Here is a 19,035-nt window from a genome sequence, read left to right on the forward strand (position 1 = left end):
ATGTTGGAGGCTGCCGGGCTCGACGAGGTGACGGAACGGGCGTACCGGTTACTCGTCCGCGCGGGCGAGGCGGAGGCGGCCGACGTCGCCGAGGAGCTGGGGATCACGGCCGAGGCGGCGGCCGGCGCGCTCGCCACGATGCGGGACCTGGGGCTGGTCCGTGACGCAGGCGGGCGCGGGTTCGCGCCGGTGGCCCCGGACGTCGCGCTCGGGCCGCTGCTGATGCGGCGGCAGGAGAGCATCGACTGGGCCCGCCAGGCGGTCGAGCAGCTCGCCGAGGAATACCGCACCAGCCTGCGCCGCCGCGACGCCGACCGGCTGATCGAGGTGCTGCCGAGCCGCGCCGCGCTGCGTGAGCAGGTGCGCCACCTGCAGAACAGCGCCCGCGAGGAGGTCATGTACTTCTGCCGCGCCGGGCACGTGGTCATGCCGTCCCAGGACAACACCGAGGAGCTGGACGCGCTCGGCCGGGGCGTCGACTACCGGGTGATCTACGAGCGGGCCCTGCTGGAGGAGCCCGGGATGGTGGCCAACGTCGCCTACGGCATCAAGCTCGGCGAGCGCGCCCGCGCCGTGCGGTCCCTGCCGGTGCGGATGATGATCGCGGACCGGGCGACCGCGCTGCTGCCGCTGGTGCAGCACGCGGGCGGCCGGACCGAGACCACCGCCGCGCTGGTGCGCGGCAGCAGCCTGCTGGACGCGCTGATCGCGCTGTTCGAGGCCCAGTGGGACCGGGCCACGCCGATCCGGTCGCTGGACGACGGGCAGGTCATCGACGCGGCGCCCGGCTGCCCGCTGGACGCCGACGAGCTCTACCTGCTCTCGCTGCTGGTCGCCGGCGTCCCCGACAAGTCGATCGCGAGCCAGCTCGGGCTCAGCCTGCGTACCGTGCAGCGCCGCGTCTACCACCTCATGCGGCGCGCGGGCGCGCAGACCAGGATGCAGCTTGCCTGGCATGCGGCCCGCGAGCGCTGGCTGTGACTACCGGACCCCGTACGCGCGGGTGACGGTCTGCTCGAACCGCTCTCCGGCGGCGCCCGTCGCGGTCACCCGCAGCGACACCCCGAGGTCGGTCCTGCGGTGCGAGACCAGGGCGACGTGCTGCCCCCGGCCGGCGGGGATCAGCGGCAGCCGCCGCCAGGTCCTGCCGTCGTCGTACGACAGCTCCGCGCTGAGCTTCCTGGCGCCGGGCGCGGTGAAGCCGAGCTTGACCGGGAGCGTCCGGTGGACCCGGCCCTCCAGGTCGGCCGGGATGTCGTAGCCGACGCCGAGCATCGGCAGCGGCCGGGTGTCCTCCGTCCTGGCGGACCTGAACGTCCACGACGTCCGCGTGGCCGTGGCGTGCAGCCACTCGTCGCCGGTGCGCGTGGTGTCCAGCTCCAGCCGGTACTCGGCGTCCTCGGCCACGGCGGGGAAGGCGCCGCGCAGCGTGCTGCGCTCCTCCACCAGCTGCCCGTCCCGGTAGAAGCGGGCCGCGGTGGTGTCCTTGTCGGCGCTGTCCCGCGCGTAGCCCTGGTGCCCGTCGGCGTCCACGAACTCGGGCACCTGCACGGTCAGCACGTCACCCGTCCGGGTCGCCGCCTCGACGGCCGGGCGCACGACCGGGGCGAACCAGTCCTCCTTGACGCGCTCGCCCGGCCGGTAGGTCCGCGGCCGGTCGATCAGCCCGCCGCGCAGCCGGCTCATCGACTCCCAGGTGAGCGCGTGCTGCACGACGTGCTGCCACTGGGTGTCGCCGGCGCTGACGTACTCGGCCCGGCGCAGCGGCGTGTTGACGATGCGCTGCGTCTCCATCTGCGAGCCCAGGTCGTACGTCTGCCACGAGCGCCAGCCGAAGCGCTGGTCCTTGCCGTAGCGGTCGCCGCCGGACTCGTGGTAGCCCGCCTCGACCAGGGCGGTGTTGCGCCAGTTCACGTCGTGCACGACCCGCTCGGGCACGTGGCCGGAGGAGACCTGCATGACCTCGTACAGGTACGGCGGGGCGAACTGCCCGGTCACCTCGATCATGCCGCCCGAGCGCGCCTTCTCCAGCAGCGCCTGGCCGCGGTCGTGGGTGATCAGCAGGGTGGGCAGCGGGTCTCGCTCGCCCTCCGGCTTCCACGGCTGCCACATGGCCCGGCCGTCGGGGCCGACGACGATCACCGCGGCGGCTCCGGCGTCGGCGATGCCCTGCAGCTTGCTCGTCCAGTCGCCGAACTGCTCGCTGACCAGGACGACCGCCTTGCCCTTCACGTCACCGGCGTCGGCGGTGGCCAGCGGCCAGCGCTTCTTGCCGGCGAACTCCGGCGACCTGATCGCGGGGCGCACCACCAGCGGGTCGCGGCCCAGCTGGGCGGTCACGCGGGGCGCGGCGAGCTGCCAGCGCGAGGCGAACTCGAACGTGCCGTTCGTGACCGGCTTGGTCGGCGTGACCGAGAGCCCGTCGACCGACGGGAAGTTCATCGAGCCCAGGCTGATCTTGCGCGACCCGTACGTGCGGTGGGTGAAGTAGGTGGAGATGCCCTCCTGGATCACCGGCTGCGAGGTCCGGATCTCGACGGGCACGGCGGTCCTGGGGTCGAGCACGATCTCCATGTCGCCGGTCACCGGCAGCTCCGGGTTCATCACGAGCGTGTCGACGGGCGTCTCGGAGCTCGTCTCGCCCAGGATCGCCTGCATGTGGTAGGTGCCCTCGGTGACCTCGGCCGTCCAGCCGGACTGCTCGTCGAGGATGTAGCCGTAGGCGTCGTCCCTGCTGGAGGCCCCGTACATGGAGATGAAGGGCACGCGGGCGGGGGAGCCGTCGGCGTGCACGGCGGTGAAGCGGACCTTGTGGATCTTGCCGCGGCGGGTGAGGGCGATCGTGGTGTGCGCGACGGCGTCGCCCGCGGTGGCGGTGACGTAGCCCGCGTGCCGGCCGTGCTGGAGCTTGGCCGGGTCCACGGTGACGCGCACGCTCGCGCTCGCGCCCGGCTCGACGGTGAGCGTGGTCGCCGACAGCGTGACCGCGCCCTCGGCCGGGGCCTGGCCGTCGAGGTTGGTGACGGAGGGGGTGAGGGCGAGCGTGACGGGCGCCTGTCCCGTGTTCGTGTAGGTGATCTCGCCGCCGGGGACGCCGGTGTCGCCGTCCTCGTGCACGCCCAGGCTCAGCGTCCCCGTCGCGGTGACGGTCTGACGCAGGGCGCGCGTCACGTCCAGCCGCCCGCCGCCCTGCTCGTACGGGGTCTGCCCGGCGATGGTCTTCGACGTGGACACCAGCGCGTTCTTGAGCTGCGCGGCGGTCCAGCCGGGGTGTCGCTGGGCCAGGATCGCCGCCGCGCCGGCCACGTGCGGCGTGGCCATCGAGGTGCCGGAGAGCTTGGTGTGGAGCTCGTCGACCGGGGTGCCCAGGCCGGTGCCCGCGGCCCGCGCGGCGACGATGCCGACGCCCGGTGCGGTGATGTCCGGCTTGACCGCCTCGTCCAGGCGGGGGCCGCGGCTGGAGAAGGGGGCGAGGGCGTCGTCGGCGTCCACCGCGCCCACGGTCAGGGCCGAGGTGGCGGCGCCGGGCGAGCCGACGCTGTACTCGCTGCCGTCGTTGCCCGCGGCGATCACGAACAGCGTGCCGGTCTGCTCGGTCAGCACGTCCACAGCGGTGCTGAGCGGGTCGGTGCCGTCGGTGGCGCCGCCGCCGAGGCTCATGTTGACGACGTCGGCGCCGCTCTCCCTGGCCGCCCACTCCATGCCGGCGAGCACCTGCGACTCCGTGCCGCTGCCTCTCGCGTTCAGCACCTTGCCGATCACCAGCTCGGCGCCTGGCGCGACGCCCTTGCGCAGGCCGCCCGAGGCCGCGCCGACGCCGGCGACGGTCGCGGCGACGTGGGTGCCGTGCCCGTGCTCGTCCTTGGCCGACGGGTCGTCGGTGAAGTTGCGGGCCTCGACGACCCTGTCCTTGACGTCGGGGTGCGTCTCGTCGATCCCGGTGTCGAGGACCGCGACCTTCACGCCCTTGCCGTCGAAGCCGTCCTGCCACGCCTGCGGCGTGCCCACCTGCGGCACGCTGTGCTCCAGCGTCGCGGTGACCTTGCCGTCCAGCCAGACCTTGGCCAGGCCGTCACGCAGCTTCGGCTCGCCGCCCGCGCGCTCGGCGGCCCACAGCACGGGCAGTTCGTCCTTGTCGGCCCGCATCGTCCGCGCGTTGACGCTGCGCAGCGTGACGGCCTTCGCGTCGCTGTCGCGGTAGGACAGGATGAGCGGCAGGACCTCGCTGCTCTCGTCGTCGTACCCCTGCTCGATGAGGTCGCTCACGGCGAACAGCCGCTCGTCGACCAGGCCCCGGGACACGTAGGGGACCATGTCGGCGGGAGTGACGGTGAGCTCGCCGTCCTCCTCCTCGGTGAAGAACCTGACGTCCTCCCGGCCCTTGCCCGGCCGCACGGTCGCGGCGCGCTTGCCGCCGGCGACCTCCCTGACGGTGACCACGTCACCGGTGATCAGCGTGACCTCGTGCAGGTCACCGCCGCCGGAGGCCGGCTCCGGCGGCGTCGCCTGCGCCTGCGTGGGCACGGCGAGCATCGCCAGGCCCGCGCCGACGGCGGTGAAGCGGGTGATCCATCCCATGAACGAACCCGATCTGTCGTGCAATGACACATTGCTTTACTCGTTCATGAGGATGCGGGATAAGGACCGCTCAATGGGGGGTATGCGGCTGACCGGATGGCGACATGTCGTGAAAATGCCAGCGGCGGCCTCTCACCCGGCCGCGCAGACCGTGCCGTTGAGCCTGAACACGGACGGAAGCACGTTCGGCCCCGAGTAGTTGCCCACGAAGCCGATCGTGGCCGACGCCCCGGTGGCCAGGGCGCGGTTGCCGGGCTCGCTGACGGCCTTGACCGCCCGCCCGTCCTGCGTCCAGACCGCGCTCCAGCCGCTCCCCAGACTCTGCCAGCTTCTCGGCCAGGCGAAGTCGAGGGTCCAGCCGTCGATCGGCGCGCCGGTGTTGGTGACGTCGATCGACCCGACGTAGCCGCTCGACCAGTCGGACTGGACGTTCAGCCGTACCGAGCACGAGCTGGTGGCAGGGGCCTTCGTGGTGAACGTCAGCGGTGGCGAGGCCCAGGAGAGGCCGCCGCCGGCGTCGCGGGCGATCACGTTGACCGTGTAGCGGGTGCCCGGCCGCAGGTTGCCTGCCGTGAACGAGGTGCCCGAGGTCTCGCCGAGCTGCTCGGTGACCGCGCCGTGCTGGCGGTGGATCTCGTACTTGGCGATGGGCCGGTCGCCGGCCGTGGCGCGCGGCCACGTGATCGTGGCCTTGGTGTCCGTGACGGCCGACGCGACGGGCTGGGCGGGGGCGGCGGGGCCGGACCGGTTGGCGGCCGGCTTGAGGACGATCGTCGTCAGCGACAGCGGCGGCAGCGTCTGGCTGGTGGCGCTGCCGCTGGTCGCGGTGGCGATGGAGGTCGCGCCGTTGGTGTGGGTGAGCACCGTCGGCGCGCCGGCCGCCGGGGTGTAGCCCGCGTAGTCGATCGCCGCCGCGTACGAGGTGTCGCGCGAGGTGTTGATCATCATGACCGCCAGGTCGCCGTTCGGGCGGCGGGCGGCGTGCGCGCTGACGGCGGACGTGTCGCTCGCCGCCCGGACGAACTGGTCACCCGGCCGGGCGAACCTGCCGACCATCTGCAGCGCGTAGTAGGGCGCGAACGGCGTGTTGAACGCCGGCTCGCAGACCGACCCGTCGGCGGTGCACGTCCCGCTCGACAGCAGGCCGAAGTCGCCGTAGTCGGTGTGCCCCTCGACCTCGGTGACCGTGCCGATGCCGTTGTGGACGTTCCACCACTCGACCGTGAACACGCCGTTCGCCAGCAGCGTCGCGTACGCGTCGGCGGCGGCCAGCGCGCCCGGCTGGGTGTTGGTGCCGTTGCTGCTGGACCCGGTGTTGAACTCGGTCATCGCGATGCCGATCCGCTCCGCGCCCGGCCCGGCGAGCCTGGCGATCTGCTCGCGGGTGAGCTGGATCATGTCCGGTACGTGTCCCGTGCGGTCCAGGGCGCCCGGGTACCAGTGCAGGACCACGAAGTCGATCTTCGAGCCGGCGGTGGACAGGACGACCTCGTTCCAGCTTCCCGCGTCGCCCTCCGCCCTGATCGCGTCGGGCCAGTTCGCGGGCGTGGTCAGCACCGCGCCGACCTTGATCGTGGGATCGACCGCCTTCATCGCGTCCGCGTACGCGACGACGTGCCTGGCGTACTCGGCCGGGCTCTTGTCCGCGTGGTTGTCGGCCTCCCACGCCGCGCCGTAGTGGCCGTTGCCGTAGTTCTCGTTGCCGATCTCCCAGTACTTCACGCCGTAGCCCTTGGTGACGTTGGCGTAGCGGACCCAGGCGGCGGCCTCCTCGGCCGTGCCCGTGCCGTAGTTGGCGGTCACCATCGGCTGCGCGCCGGTGCGGCGGGCCCCGGCCATGAAGGTGTCGAAGTCGGTGTTCGGCGCGACATAGCCGCCGGGGGCGGTGTGGTCGGCCCAGTGGTAGATGTCGGAGTACGAGCCGCCCGGGTAACGCAGCAGCCGCACGCCCGCGTCCTTGAGCAGGTCCGCGGTCTGGTCGCTGCCCAGGTGCGCATCCCAGATGGCGTGGTTGGTCCCGATGCCGGTCTCGGGCACGCCGGCCAGCGCGGCACGGGTGTTGACGGTGATCTCGACGGGGGCGCCGTCGTCGGCATGGGCGGTGGGGGCGTTCAGGGCGGTCAGCGCCAGCAGGATCGCGGACGCGGAGCGCAGCAGGGTTCTCGGCATCGGTGCACCTCGCCGTGGCAGTGGTTCCTCACTCGACGCCTCCTCCTGACCAGGAGACGACATGATCATGAGTGGCGCGCGGCGCACCCGTCAAACGACGCTGAAACTTTCACCCCGGGTTCGGTCCGCTGCTCAGCGCCACAGTTTCCCGGTGGACAGGTCGAGGTTGTAGACCCGTTCGGACCAGGCGGCGCGGACCTGGAAGGCGCCCTTGGCCGACCAGCCGAGCCCGGAGCCGAGACTGTCGTCGCCGCGGAACACCGGGGTGACCGCGCCCAGGCGCTCGCCGGTCTTCACGTCGTAGGTCGTGACCCGCCCCTCGCCGTCGATGACGACCAGTCGGTGGCCCTTCGGGTGCAGGTGGTAGGCGTCCCCGGCGGGCAGGCTCATGCGGGGCTTCCCCTGGTGGTCGAGGACGAGGGCCCGCGAGGCGGTGGCGGCCACGATGCCGCTCCTGCCGAGGTCGTGGACGCGCCGGACGTCGGGGAGCTCCAGCGTCCGCCAGGTCCGGGTGTCGATGATCCGCGCGCCGTCCCGGACCAGGGCGAGGTACCTGTTCTGGCCGGCGAACGTGACCTTGGGCAGCTCGGTGTCGGCCAGCGCGCCGGTGAGCGGGCGCGCGCCCGCCTCGTCCTCGTACACCAGGCGGCGGTCGTGCCGGTGCAGGTAGACCAGGGCCTTCTTGTCGGGGCTGCGGGTGAACGGGGCCGGCCGGGGCGCCTTGCCGGGGATGACGACGTACGGCGCGGCCTGCGGGAACGGCTGACCGTTGACCAGCCAGCCTCTGCAGTCGGCCGCCACCTGCGTGGTCCACGCGCAGGAGGGCGCCTTATACGTGCGCACCGTCTCGAAGCTCGAGCGGCTGTCGGAAAACGTCAGGGGCGGCGTGTACGCGGGCGGCTCGGGGAGCACCGGCAGGCCGGGGGTGAGCAGCGCGGCCGACAGCACGATCGCGGCCCCCGCCAGATAGAGGCCGCGCGTGGACCAGCGGCCGATGGCCAGCTCGGCCGGGGCGCTCGCCGGTTCGCGCCGGGCGGCGAACGTCACCGCCACGGCCACGGCGATCAGGATTCCGGTGTGCGCGATCCGGGCCGGGGTGACGTCTCGCAGGAGAAAGGCGGTCGCCGAAACGGCGCCGGCCAATCCGAGAAGCCATGCGCCACGATAAACGCGCGCCTCGTTGTACGCGTTCGAGGCCCCCCGCGAGAACACCACGGAAACCGCGCACCAGCCGAGCACCAAAGAGAACGGGTCATTGGTGAGCCCCGCCACGGGAACGGCGACGACGAGCGCGATCAGACGCCATCGGCGCACGGCCCGGAAATGGCCGACGACCTGTTCGGCGTCGGCCGCGGTGACGGTGAATCCGGTCTGCGCGGCGAACCTGTCGAGCCGTTCCCGGCTGACCGGCGAGGCGGCCGCCAGCACGGTGAGCAGGGCGGCCACCCAGAGAATCAGCGGGGGTATTGTCACGAGATGCCACCATATATGGTTTCACCTCGTGGCTTCCGATGAAATTTGGCAGCAATACGGCGTCACCTCTTGGCGTGCCGAACCGGTCCGATTACGCGTGGTGATCTGGACGTCGTTTTCGCTCGTCATGGTGACCGCGATTCTGTGGGGGACCGGAGCGGTGACCCCGCATATCAACTGGAACATCAACTCCTTCTTCGCCGGCGCCTGGGTGGACGAGAAAAGCGGCGCCCTGTCCACCAGGTTTTTCGTGGAAATCGAGAACGAGGGGTCCACCACCTTCACCGTCTCCGGCCTCTCGATGAACATCCCGGGCCTGCGGCTGCTGCCGGCCGAGAACCCCGGGGCGGAGAAGGTCACCGTCGAAGGAGGCGACATGGAGGTGATGGAAAGGCACGTCGCCATCACCGACTGCGCGGCCGTGCCTCACACGCCGCAGCCGGTGCGGTTCACGTACGAGACCTATCTGGGGGCACGGACGGCGGAGGTCACCTGGGACTCCTGGCAGCTGACCGGGCCCGACGGCGCGACGGTCCCGGTCGCCTGGCAGCGCGGCCTGTCCGACAAGGTGTGCAGCGAAGCGGTGAGCGACGAATGGTCCTGACGAACCCCCACCCGCGCGCCGCGTCCGGCGGTCTCATGCCGCCCGTCGCGCTGATCGCCACCGGTCTCGTCATCGTCTACGCCGCCCTCCGGTTCGACGGCTTCGACCTGCTCCTCGACCCGGCCGGCTGGGCCATGTGCGCGGTCGGGCTGTCCCGGCTGCGAGGCGTCTCCCTCCACCCGGCCGACCCGGCGGGGGCCGCCGCCACCACGTCGATGGTCGTCCTGTCGATCGTCGACCTCTTGATAATCGGCCCGGCCGCGCCGGACACGTCCCTGGAGCAGGCGCTCGACCTCGCCGAGAGGGCCGGCTCCCTGCTCGCCGTCTGGCTGATCGGCGAGATCGTGGCCGGGCGGCTCCGCCCCGGCGGGCACGCGTCCCGCGCCGCGCTCCTCGACGTGCTGCGCTGGGCGGTCGCCGCGCTGGGCGTCGCCGGCATGCTGGCCCCGTACGGCTACGCCGGGCTGCCCCTGGCCGTGACCGTCGCCTGGTTCGCGGCGCTGGTGGTGCTCGTCGTCGTCCTCTACCGCTCGGCCAACCTGCCCTGCCTGAACCAGCCGTAAGGCACGCCGGCGTAGCCGTGTAAGGTGATCGCCATGTTCCTCACCCGTGCCTAGGCCACCGCCCGGCCGCACCGACGCGTGCGGCGTGCCGGTGTCCTTCGCACGTCTCAGCGCCGCGACGCGCTGCCTTCCTGAGGAACCTTCATGTCTCCCTCCTACGTCGCCGTCCTCTCCCACCCCGGCGCCGCGCGCGCCTTCGGCTTCGCCCTGCTCGGGCGGCTGTCCTACGGGACCGTCTTCCTGTCGCTGACGCTGGCGCTCACGGCCACCGCCGGCTCCTACGCGCTCGCCGCCGGCGTCCTGGCCCTGTTCGGGCTCGCCGTGTCCGTCCTGTCTCCCGTGCGGGCCTGGCTCGTCGACCGGTACGGGCCGCGCCGGGCGCTGCCTCCGATGGCCGGGCTCTACGCGGCACTGCTGGGCTGCCTGGCCGTGCTCACCTGGCAGCCCGGGGCGCCCTGGTGGCTGCTGGCCGTCCTGGCCGCAGCGGCGGGCGGGTGCTCGCCGCCGCTCGGGCCCGTCATGCGCACGCTCTGGAGCGACCTGCTGGGCGACCAGCGGCTGCTGCAACGCGCCTACAGCCTCGACACCGTCGCCGAGGAGCTGCTCTACATCGCCGGCCCGTTGCTGGCCGGGCTGGTCTCCGTGGTCGTCGATCCGGCGGCGGGCGTGGCCATGAGCGCCTGCCTGGTGGCGACCGGCACGTTCGCCCTCGTCACGTCACCCGCGATGCGGCCCGGCGCCGCCCCGGCCGCCGCCCGTCGCCGGGAACGCGGGCCCGGCGTCCGGGCGCTGTTCACGCCCGTCGTCGTCGCGGCCGCGCTGGGCCTGTGCCTGGGGGCGCTGACGCTGCTCGTGGTCGTCTTCGCCCAGCGGCAGCAGCAGCCCGCCGCCGTCGCGTGGGTCGAGGCCGCGCTGTCGGCGGGCAGCGCGGCGGGCGGCCTGGCCTACGGCGCGATCGCCTGGCGCGCGTCGGGGGCGGTGCGGTTGCGCCTGCTGGCCGCCGCGCTGGGCCTGGCCGTCGCCGCGGCCGGAGCTGTGCCGAACCTCGCCGGGCTGGCCGGCGCGGCGGCGGTGGCCGGGCTGTTCGTGGCCCCCGCCTTGACGACCGCCTATCTCCTGGCCGACGAGCTGGCCGGGCCGCGGAACCGGACCCAGGCCGGCGCGTGGGTGAACACCGCCTTCAACGCCGGCAACTCCCTCGGCACCGCCGGCGCCGGGCTCGTGGTGGAGCGGCTGCCGCTGGAGTGGTGCTTCGCGCTGGCGGGGGCGCCGCTGCTGCTGGTGGCGATCATCACGTCGCCGCGCCCCCGGCGGGATGTCACGGCCTGCTGTCGGCCCAGCCCGCTTCCAGCACCGTCGTGGTGCTCACCACGGTGCCCGGCTCGTGCCCGGCGTGCGCGTCGCCCGGCTTGACCACCACGCTCTCGCTGGCCAGGCCCCGCCCGGTCTCCTGGTCGAAGATCAGCCGGGTCTCCATGACGCCGTCCTTGACCTTCTCCTCGACCGCCACCGCCGCGCCCTGGCGGCCCTCGGCGTCGGTCACGTTCTCGACGACCTTGACCGAGTCCAGGTCGGCGAGCATCCGGAAGGCGGCGGCCCGCACCTCAGGCGTGACCGGCATGTCCAGGATGAGCCCGGTGCTCACCCGGTACAGCCACGGGTCGGAGGCCATCGGCACGCTCTCCGACTCGGTGTCGTGCCCCTTGTACGAGCGCAGCAGCCACGCCTTGAGCCTGCCCGGATCGGACGGCAGCGCGCGCAGCTCCTTCATGGTCACGTTGCGGCCCAGCCAGAACACCTTGTCACCGTCGACCAGCGGGCTGAAGCCGCCCCACGGCTTGCGCGGCGAGGTGGACAGCGTGATCGCGCGCGGCTTGCCGGGCACCTTCACCTTGAACTCGCGGGGGGAGCCCGCCCGCCGCCAGGCCGCCTCGTCCTCGGGCGTGGCCGGTCGCGCGCCGAGCGACTGGTAGGTGCCGCCCTGCTCGCCGCCGGTCGCGCTGGACGTCCAGCCCTCGCTCCGCTGCCGCTCCACGACCGTGTAGCCGCCCTCGGCGACCTGGTGCAGGGTGCGCTGCATGGTGGACGTGTGCCACCACGCGCCCATCTCGTCGGGCTGGCTGCCGGCCTTCTCGGCGGCGGCCAGCAGCACCTCGCGCGCCGACAGCCGCACCTTCGTGGCGGTCGCGGTGGCGGTGGCGGCGGGCTGGGCGACGGAGTCGGGGGCGCTCGGCGGCGCGCCGCCCGTCCCGGTCACGACGACGGCGGCCGCCGCGACCGCGGCCGTGGCCCCGGCCAGGCTGATGCCCCACACCGGCCGGACGACCTTCCGGCCGCGCCGCGCCTTGCGCGGCTGCGACATGGCGTACGTGAGCTCCCTGGCCCGGGTGCCCTCGTCCACCGGGGCGTCGCCGAGGTGTGCGGGCCGAGCGGCACGCAGCTCGTCCATCGGGTTCATGACCACTCCTCGCTGAGGTTGTTGCGCACTCGGGGACGGGACGGCCCGGCGGGCTCCATGGCCTGCTTGAGCCGTTTGCGGGCGCGGTGCAGCCGGACCCGGAACGCGGCGGTCGAGCAGCCGACGACCCTCGCGGCCTCCTTCGGCGACAGCCCCTGCCATGCCACCAGGACGAGGATCTCCCGGTCGTCGTCGCCGAGCGCGGCCAGCGCCTGGAGCACGCCGATCCGCTCGGTCACCTGGTCGGCCACGTCCCCTTCGGTCCAGGCGCGCAACTCCTGCGCGAGCGCCTCGCGCCTGGCCTCGGCGCGGATGGTGTCGCGCAGCACGTTGCGCGCCACGCCGAGCAGCCAGGGCAGCGCCGGGTCGGGCACGTCCTCCAGCCGCCGCCAGGCGATCGCGAACGTCTCGCTCACGACCTCGTCCGCCACCTGACGTCCCGAGCGACTGACCACGTACGCCCACACGCGTTGCCGGCATTCGTCGTACACGCCGGTGAACCGGTGCTGATCATCCGTCACCGCCCCGCCCCTTCGTTCCGGATGTTTCTGACACCCGGTAGTGGTCCGAGCAGTCCCGTTGTTACCGCATGATCGGAAAAATCAGCCCACCAGACCCAGCAGGTACGCCACCGGCACCAGGCCGACGGTGAGCGCCACGGCCCACCAGCGGGGCGCCGGTCCCGTACGCAACGTGGTGACGCCGAGCGGGACGAGCGCGACGGCCAGCCCGGCCAGGGCGACCAGCGAGACCGGGTCGCTGCTGCCCTTCAGCACGCCGAGCGGCAGCGCGGCCGTCAGGCCCAGCGCCACGCACCGGGCCGCCCCGAGCGCCCGCGCCCGGTACGCGCCCACGGCCAGCACGATCCAGCCCGCCATGATGCACACGTTGACCGCCTTGAACACGTGGAAGGCCCCGTACGTGCCGGCCACCACGCGCTGGGCGGCCTCCAGCCCGAGCACGTCCACGAGCTGGAACGCCAGATGGCTCACCCCGGCGTGGAACACCCGCCCGAACAGCCCGAGCACCACCAGCGTGACGCCCCAGCGCCCCCAGCCGGGCTCCAGCCGCCGGGCCAGCCCCGTCACCGCCGGCCACAGCAGCACCACCCCGGCGGCGAACAGCCCGTAGGACAGCGCCATCTCGCCGGGCCGGGCGGCGTGGGCGGCGAGCTGCCCGGTGAAGAAGTCGTCCGCGCCGATCCGGGTCAGCACCCCGGCCAGGAGGAGCAGCGGGCCGAGGATCATGCCGACGCCCTCGACCCAGCGGCCTGGCAGCTCTGTTGATGTCATGCCCGCCATTCAAGTGACGCGGGCGGCCGTTCTCACTGGTGCTCGGAGGAGAGGTGAGGGTAGTCCTGGCACGAGCAGCTTCACCCGCCCCCCGGACTGCTCCGCCGCGCGTTCGACGATCCCGTGGATCGAGCGGCGATCCGTCGTCCCAGGCGCTGCGCCGGAGCCTCCACGAGCCGGTACGTGAGCGCCGAGCAGCCCAGCAGCACCGCCACGACCAGCGCCCCCAGCCCCACCCGGTACGGCCAGGCGACGGCGGCCGGCTCGTCGAGGAAGCCGTCGACGACCTCCAGCAGGATCGGGTGGATCAGGTAGACCGAGTAGCTCACCATCCCCAGCCATGCCCACCACGCGGGCACCCGCCGGTCGGCCAGCAGCATCCCCGCCCCGAACGTCGCCCACGCCGCCAGGACCGCCGCCACCCACGGCAGCGGGTCGCCGTCGTGCCACAGCAGCGCCGCTCCGGTGGCCGCCGCCGGCACCCCGCCCGCGACGGCCCAGCCCCGGCCCCGGGGGATCTGCCCTGCCTGCCACCGGTACAGCGCCGTGCCCGCGAACATCGTGGCCAGGATCGTCAGGCTCTGCCAGGCCGGGATGCGGCTGTTGACCGCGATCAGCCCCAGCGGGAGCACCGCCAGCGCCACCGCCCCGGCCCGCCGCAGCGCCGGGCGTGAGCTGAGCACGCCCGCCAGTCCGCCGCCGCCCAGCACGACCGCCGCCAGCGTCGTGACGAGCGTCGGCCCCCGGTGCGTGAGCAGGATCGTCGGCAGCACCCCGCCGGCGACCACGGCCAGCACGCCGAACCCGGCCGCCACCTCCGCGCTGCGCCGGTGCCACCCGGCCACGAACAGCGCCGTGACCAGCAGGTAGAAGGCCATCTCGTACGAGAGCGTCCACAGCACGTTGACGACGTTGGGCGCGTTCAGGAGGTCCTGGAGCATCGTCAGATGGGCGAGCGTGGCCGTGACCGGGTTGTCGGTCAGGTAGACGTGGATGCCGTCGATCCCCGTCACCACCAGCAGCAGCGCGGCGCACACCACCACCGCCCACAGCGGGTAGAGCCGGAAGCCCCGGCCGATCCAGAAGCCGGCCACGCTGCCCCGCCGCTCCAGCGACGCCGGGATCACGTAGCCGCTGACCAGGAAGAACACGATGACGCCGTACCAACCGGCGTCGAACCACGGGCCCGTGACGCCGCGCAGTTCGGGGTAGAGCGGGTTCAGCGCGTGCTCGTACACGACCACCAGGGCGGCCAGCCCGCGCAGGGCGTCGAGCCAGCCGAGCCGGGTGCGCACGGGGGCGGCTGTGCTGGGGGAAATCTCGGTGTTTGTCATCGGAAGATCGACAATATCGCTTAGTTGACACTGACTATCCTGTGACTAATAGTTGATGTCAACTATGAGGGAGGGCTCATGGACACAGGACACGTCACCTCCGCGGACGGCACCGTCATCGGGTTCCACCGGCTCGGCGCCGGGCCCGGCCTGGTCGTGCTGCACGGCCAGATGGAGTCGGCCCGCAGCCACCTGGAGCTCGCCGAGGCGCTGGCCGGCACGTACACGGTCTATCTGCCGGACCGCCGGGGCCGCGGGCTCAGCGGACCCTACGGCCCGCACCACGTGGCGGACCGCGAAGCCGAAGACCTGGAAGCGCTCCTCGCGCACACGGGCGCCTCCCGCGTCTTCGCCGTCAGCGTCGGCGCCCTCGTCGCCCTCCACACCGCCGCCCGCCACCGCGCGGGGAGCGCGGGCTCACCGAAAGAGCACGCGGGCGGCTTGCGGACGGCGGGCGCGGGGCTGATCCGGGAGCTGGCCCTCTACGAGCCCGCGCTGTTCGTGGACGGACCGGCGCCCACGGCGTGGCTGGAGCGGTACGAGCGGGAACTGGCCGCCGGGCGGGACGCGGCGGCGCTGATCACGGCGATGAAGGCCGCCCGGCTCGGCCCGGCGATCTTCGACCTGATGCCGCGCCGGCTGCTCGACGCCCTGTCGGCGCGCATGCTGGCGGCCCAGGACCGCAAGGCGGGCGACGGCGACGTCACGATGCGGATGCTCGCCCCGACCCTGCGCCACGAGACGCGCGTGGTGGCCGAGCTGGCCCGCTCCCAGGCGGCCTACGGCGCGGTCGGCGCGCGGACGCTCCTGCTCGGCGGCAGCCGCAGCCCCGCCTACTTCAAGGCCGCCCTCGACGCCCTGGAGCAGGTCGTCCCCGGCGCCGCCCGCGTCGAGCTCGCCGGGGTCGGCCACAGCGGCTCCGGGAACGCCGACACCGGCGGCAGGCCGGAGCGCGTGGCCGCCGAGCTGCGCCGCTTCTTCGGCTAGCGGCCACGACGGCGCCGATGCCGGGCAGGCCGTCCCGGCCGTCGGGCTCACATGTTGATCATGTGACCGGACAGGCCGTGGATCGCCTCCTTGACCGCCTCGCCGAGAGTCGGGTGGGCGTGCACGTTGCGGGCGACCTCGTGCACCGTGAGGTCCCACTGCTGGGCCAGCGTGAGCTCCGGAAGCAGCTCGGTGACCTCGGGGCCGATCAGGTGGGCGCCGAGCAGCTCGCCGTACTTCTCGTCGCTGATGATCTTGACGAAGCCGGCCGAGTCGCCCAGGCCGTGCGCCTTGCCGTTCGCGGTGAACGGGAACTTGGCCACCTTGACGTCATAGCCCAGGTCACGGGCCTGCGTCTCGGTGTAGCCGAAGCTGGCCACCTGCGGCTGGCAGTAGGTGGCGCGCGGGATCATCACGTAGTCGAGCTCCATGGTCTCGACCCCGCCGATCGTCTCCGCGGCGATGATGCCCATCGACTCGGCGGCGTGCGCGAGCATGAGCTTGGCCGTGACGTCGCCGATCGCGAAGATGTGCGGCACGCTCGTGCGGCAGCGGCCGTCGACCGCGATGGCGCCCCGGTCGGTGAGCTGCACGCCGGTCTTCTCCAGGCCGTAGCCGTCGACGCGCGGCTGGAAGCCGATCGCCTGGAGCACCTTGTCGGCCTCCAGCACCTGCTGCTGCCCGTCACGCGACACGGTGACCTTGACGGCGGAGCCGGTGTCCTCGATGTTGTCGACGCGGGTGGAGGTGAGCACCTCGATGCCGAGCCGCTTGTAGCGCTTGGCCAGCTCGGCGGAGACCTCTTCGTCCTCCAGCGGCACGATCCGGTCGAGGAACTCGACGATGGTGACCTTGACGCCGTAGTTGTGCAGCACGTACGCGAACTCGACGCCGATGGCGCCCGCGCCCGCGATGATGATGCTGGACGGCAGGTCCTCGGAGAGGATCTGCTCCTCGTACGTCACCACGCGCTCGGAGAGCTGGGTGCCGGGGATCAGCCGGGTGGTGGCGCCGGCGGCGACGATGCAGTGGCGGAAGGTGATGGTCTCGCCGTTGACCTGCAGCGTGTTGGCGTCGAGGAAGGTGCCCCGGCCGTCGTACTCCGTGATGGAGTTCTTCTTCATCAGGTAGTGGACGCCCTTGACCCGGCCGTCGGCCACCTTGCGGCTGCGGGTGAACGCCGCGCCGTAGTCGAAGCTGACCTCGCCGCTGATGCCGAAGGTCTTGGCCTCTTTGGTGAAGATGTGGGCCAGCTCCGCGTTGCGCAGCAGCGCCTTGGACGGGATGCAGCCCACGTTCAGGCAGACGCCTCCCCAGTATTTCTCCTCGACGACCGCGGTGCGCAGCCCGAGCTGGGCGGCTCGGACGGCGGCCGTGTATCCTCCCGGACCGGCGCCGAGAACGACGACGTCATAGTCTGTGCTCATGACTCGGACCATACCGCCCGCCCGCGCACGGTCCTGACGCGCTATACCTCGACCCGGTAGGACAGCGTCAACTCGTCCGCCGGAACGCCCCGGATGCCCCAGTTGACCTGCGGCATCTCGATGATGGTGATCTCCACGTCCTGCTTCGGATACGGCAACGTGTCGTAGATCTCGCGGATCAGCGCGCGCTTGGCCTCCTCACTGCGGCCGGTGAAGCAGACGATCTCGATGATCAGATAACCGTCGCCGCGCTGCGGGCAGATGAAGTCGTCGGCGTCGAGCAGCAGGAACCGGTGGAACCTCTTGTCCTCGGGCAGCCCCCACGCCTTGACCACGCACTGGTGGAGCAGGTCGGAGACCTCCTTCTGGTGGCCGCCCCACACGTCCCTGCGCCCGTAGACCTTCACCTGTGCCATGTCGGCCAATATAGAGCGTGTGATTCGCATACTGCTGGCCGACGACGAGGCCATGATCCGCGCCGGGGTGCGGGCCATCCTCGCCTCCGACCCGGACCTGGAGGTGGTGGCGGAGGCCGGCGACGGCCGCGAGGCGGTGGACCTGGCCATCAGCCACCACCCGGACGTGGCGCTGCTCGACATCCGCATGCCGAGGCTCGACGGGCTCGCGGCGGCGGCGGAGATCCGCAGGGCGGCGCCGGGCACGGCGGTGGTGATGCTCACCACGTTCGGCGAGGACGACTACATCGCCAAGGCGCTGGACGTGGGCGCGAACGGGTTCCTGCTGAAGTCCGGCGACCCGCGCGAGCTGATCGCCGGGGTGCACGCCGTCGCCGACGGCGCCGCGTACCTGTCGCCGAAGGTCGCCCAGCGGGTCATCGAGCAGCTGGCCGGCGGCCGGATGGCGCGCGGCGCCGCCGCCCGCGACCGCATCGCCGGGCTGACCGACCGCGAGCGCGAGGTGCTGGCCCTGCTGGGCGCGGGCCTGTCCAACGCGGAGATCGCCCGCACGCTGCACATCGTGGAGGGCACGGTCAAGGCGTACGTGAGCGCCATCCTCACCCGGCTCGACGTGCGCAACCGCGTCCAGGCCGCGATCATCGCCCACGAGGCTGGATTGGTAGCCTGACCCGTGATGTATCGCCTCGTGTTCACGCAGGTCTTGCGGCGGTTCGACGCCGAGGCCGTGCACCATCAGACCGTCAGGGCCCTCGCGATCCTCGCCAGGCTGCCCCTGCTCAAGCGATCCCTGCACCGGGCTCTCGCACCGCACGACCCGGCCCTGCGGGTGAGCGCCTTCGGCGTGCACTTCCCGGGGCCGCTCGGGCTCGCCGCCGGCTTCGACAAGGACGCGGCGTGCGCGGAGGCGGTGGCGGCGCTCGGCTTCTCGCATGTCGAGGTCGGCACCATCACCGCCCACGGCCAGCCGGGCAACCCGCGTCCGCGCCTGTTCCGGCTGGTGCCGGAGCACGCGGTCGTCAACCGGATGGGGTTCAACAACGCGGGCGCCCGCGCCGCCGCCCGCCGCCTGCGCCGCACCCGCGGGGTGCCGGTCGTGGTGGGGGTCAACATCGGCAAGACCAAGGTGGTGCCCGAGTCGGGCGCGGTCGCCGACTACGTGACCAGTGCCAGGACGCTGGCGCCGCTGGCCGACTACCTGGTGGTCAACGTCAGCTCGCCCAACACGCCGGGACTGCGCGACCTTCAGGCCGTCGAGCTGCTGCGCCCGCTGCTCAAGGCGGTCAAGGAGGTGGCCGACGGCACGCCCAGGCGCACCCCGCTGCTCGTCAAGATCGCGCCCGACCTGGCCGACGAGGACGTCGACTCCGTCGCCGATCTCGCGGTCGAGCTGGGCCTCGACGGCATCATCGCGACCAACACCACGATCCGCCACGCGGGCGAGACGGGCGGCCTGTCCGGCCGCCCGCTCAAGGAACGCTCGCTGGAGGTGCTGCGCCGCCTGCGCGCCCGCGTGGGCGACCGCCTGACGCTCGTGTCGGTGGGCGGCGTGGAGGACGTCGACGACGTGTGGGAACGCCTGCTGGCCGGCGCCACGCTGGTGCAGGGCTACACGGGCTGGATCTACGGCGGCCCGCTGTGGGCCTCCCGCATCCACCGCCAGCTGTCCAGACGCGTACGCCGCCACGGCCTGAAGTCGATCACCGAGATCATCGGCCGCACGGCATGACCGGC

Annotated in this window: 16 protein-coding genes; 7 read left to right on the forward strand and 9 right to left on the reverse strand. The window is 72.6% G+C overall.

Going from position 1 to position 19,035, the window contains the following annotated elements:
* Entirely contained in the window at positions 1–981 is a 981-nt protein-coding gene (locus ACWDXC_RS40030) for a LuxR C-terminal-related transcriptional regulator (RefSeq protein ID WP_449991343.1), read from the forward strand.
* Here the strand turns inward: ACWDXC_RS40030 and ACWDXC_RS40035 are convergent, their stop codons facing one another.
* The 3 genes from ACWDXC_RS40035 to ACWDXC_RS40045 all read right to left on the reverse strand — a co-directional run bounded on the left by ACWDXC_RS40035 (position 982) and on the right by ACWDXC_RS40045 (position 8,220).
* The gene (locus tag ACWDXC_RS40035) at positions 982–4,578 is read right to left on the reverse strand and encodes a S8 family serine peptidase (RefSeq protein WP_449991346.1); all 3,597 of its coding nucleotides are present in this window, start codon (positions 4,576–4,578) and stop codon (positions 982–984) included. It lies immediately after the preceding gene.
* 132 nt (positions 4,579–4,710) lie between these two features.
* Positions 4,711–6,747, reverse strand: a complete 2,037-nt coding sequence (locus tag ACWDXC_RS40040) for a cellulose binding domain-containing protein (protein ID WP_449991349.1) — start codon at positions 6,745–6,747, stop codon at positions 4,711–4,713.
* Between the two features lie 132 nt (positions 6,748–6,879).
* Positions 6,880–8,220: a hypothetical protein gene (locus ACWDXC_RS40045; RefSeq protein WP_449991351.1), complete on the reverse strand. Its 1,341-nt coding sequence runs from the start codon at positions 8,218–8,220 to the stop codon at positions 6,880–6,882.
* A gap of 28 nt (positions 8,221–8,248) precedes the next feature.
* On the opposite strand from ACWDXC_RS40045, the gene ACWDXC_RS40050 reads away from it, so the two are divergent.
* The 3 genes from ACWDXC_RS40050 to ACWDXC_RS40060 all read left to right on the forward strand — a co-directional run bounded on the left by ACWDXC_RS40050 (position 8,249) and on the right by ACWDXC_RS40060 (position 10,800).
* Positions 8,249–8,824, forward strand: coding sequence for a hypothetical protein (locus tag ACWDXC_RS40050; RefSeq protein ID WP_449991354.1), 576 nt, complete (start codon positions 8,249–8,251; stop codon positions 8,822–8,824).
* On the forward strand, positions 8,815–9,387 hold the full coding sequence (locus ACWDXC_RS40055; RefSeq protein WP_449991357.1) for a hypothetical protein: 573 nt from the start codon (positions 8,815–8,817) through the stop codon (positions 9,385–9,387). Before ACWDXC_RS40050 ends, ACWDXC_RS40055 begins: the two co-directional genes overlap by 10 nt.
* A gap of 144 nt (positions 9,388–9,531) precedes the next feature.
* Positions 9,532–10,800, forward strand: a complete 1,269-nt coding sequence (locus tag ACWDXC_RS40060; RefSeq protein ID WP_449991359.1) for an MFS transporter — start codon at positions 9,532–9,534, stop codon at positions 10,798–10,800.
* Here ACWDXC_RS40060 and ACWDXC_RS40065 read toward each other — a convergent pair.
* From ACWDXC_RS40065 to ACWDXC_RS40080, 4 genes are all read right to left on the reverse strand, one after another.
* Entirely contained in the window at positions 10,706–11,845 is a 1,140-nt protein-coding gene (locus ACWDXC_RS40065; RefSeq protein WP_449991362.1) for a CU044_5270 family protein, read from the reverse strand. The genes ACWDXC_RS40060 and ACWDXC_RS40065 overlap by 95 nt on opposite strands.
* Entirely contained in the window at positions 11,842–12,366 is a 525-nt protein-coding gene (locus ACWDXC_RS40070; RefSeq protein WP_308125807.1) for an RNA polymerase sigma factor, read from the reverse strand. Before ACWDXC_RS40070 ends, ACWDXC_RS40065 begins: the two co-directional genes overlap by 4 nt.
* Positions 12,367–12,447: 81 nt before the next feature.
* Positions 12,448–13,137, reverse strand: coding sequence for a hypothetical protein (locus ACWDXC_RS40075; RefSeq protein WP_246645112.1), 690 nt, complete (start codon positions 13,135–13,137; stop codon positions 12,448–12,450).
* A gap of 80 nt (positions 13,138–13,217) precedes the next feature.
* Entirely contained in the window at positions 13,218–14,471 is a 1,254-nt protein-coding gene (locus ACWDXC_RS40080; RefSeq protein WP_449991366.1) for an acyltransferase family protein, read from the reverse strand.
* A 78-nt stretch (positions 14,472–14,549) separates the two neighbouring features.
* Here ACWDXC_RS40080 and ACWDXC_RS40085 point away from each other — a divergent pair, with 78 nt between their 5' ends.
* Positions 14,550–15,458, forward strand: a complete 909-nt coding sequence (locus ACWDXC_RS40085; RefSeq protein WP_449991368.1) for an alpha/beta fold hydrolase — start codon at positions 14,550–14,552, stop codon at positions 15,456–15,458.
* A 47-nt stretch (positions 15,459–15,505) separates the two neighbouring features.
* Here the strand turns inward: ACWDXC_RS40085 and lpdA are convergent, their stop codons facing one another.
* Positions 15,506–16,885: a dihydrolipoyl dehydrogenase gene (gene lpdA, locus ACWDXC_RS40090; RefSeq protein ID WP_219506551.1), complete on the reverse strand. Its 1,380-nt coding sequence runs from the start codon at positions 16,883–16,885 to the stop codon at positions 15,506–15,508.
* Positions 16,886–16,926: 41 nt separating this feature from the next.
* The gene (locus ACWDXC_RS40095) at positions 16,927–17,301 is read right to left on the reverse strand and encodes a tautomerase family protein (protein ID WP_449991371.1); all 375 of its coding nucleotides are present in this window, start codon (positions 17,299–17,301) and stop codon (positions 16,927–16,929) included.
* A 19-nt stretch (positions 17,302–17,320) separates the two neighbouring features.
* Between ACWDXC_RS40095 and ACWDXC_RS40100 the strand changes: the two genes are divergently transcribed.
* Together ACWDXC_RS40100 and ACWDXC_RS40105 are read left to right on the forward strand one after the other, a co-directional pair.
* Entirely contained in the window at positions 17,321–17,971 is a 651-nt protein-coding gene (locus tag ACWDXC_RS40100; protein WP_357583652.1) for a response regulator transcription factor, read from the forward strand.
* Positions 17,972–17,977: 6 nt separating this feature from the next.
* Positions 17,978–19,030, forward strand: a complete 1,053-nt coding sequence (locus ACWDXC_RS40105; RefSeq protein ID WP_364171917.1) for a quinone-dependent dihydroorotate dehydrogenase — start codon at positions 17,978–17,980, stop codon at positions 19,028–19,030.
* The last annotated feature ends 5 nt before the right edge of the window (positions 19,031–19,035 follow it).

The sequence above is a fragment of the Nonomuraea sp. NPDC003214 genome, from assembly GCF_053590035.1.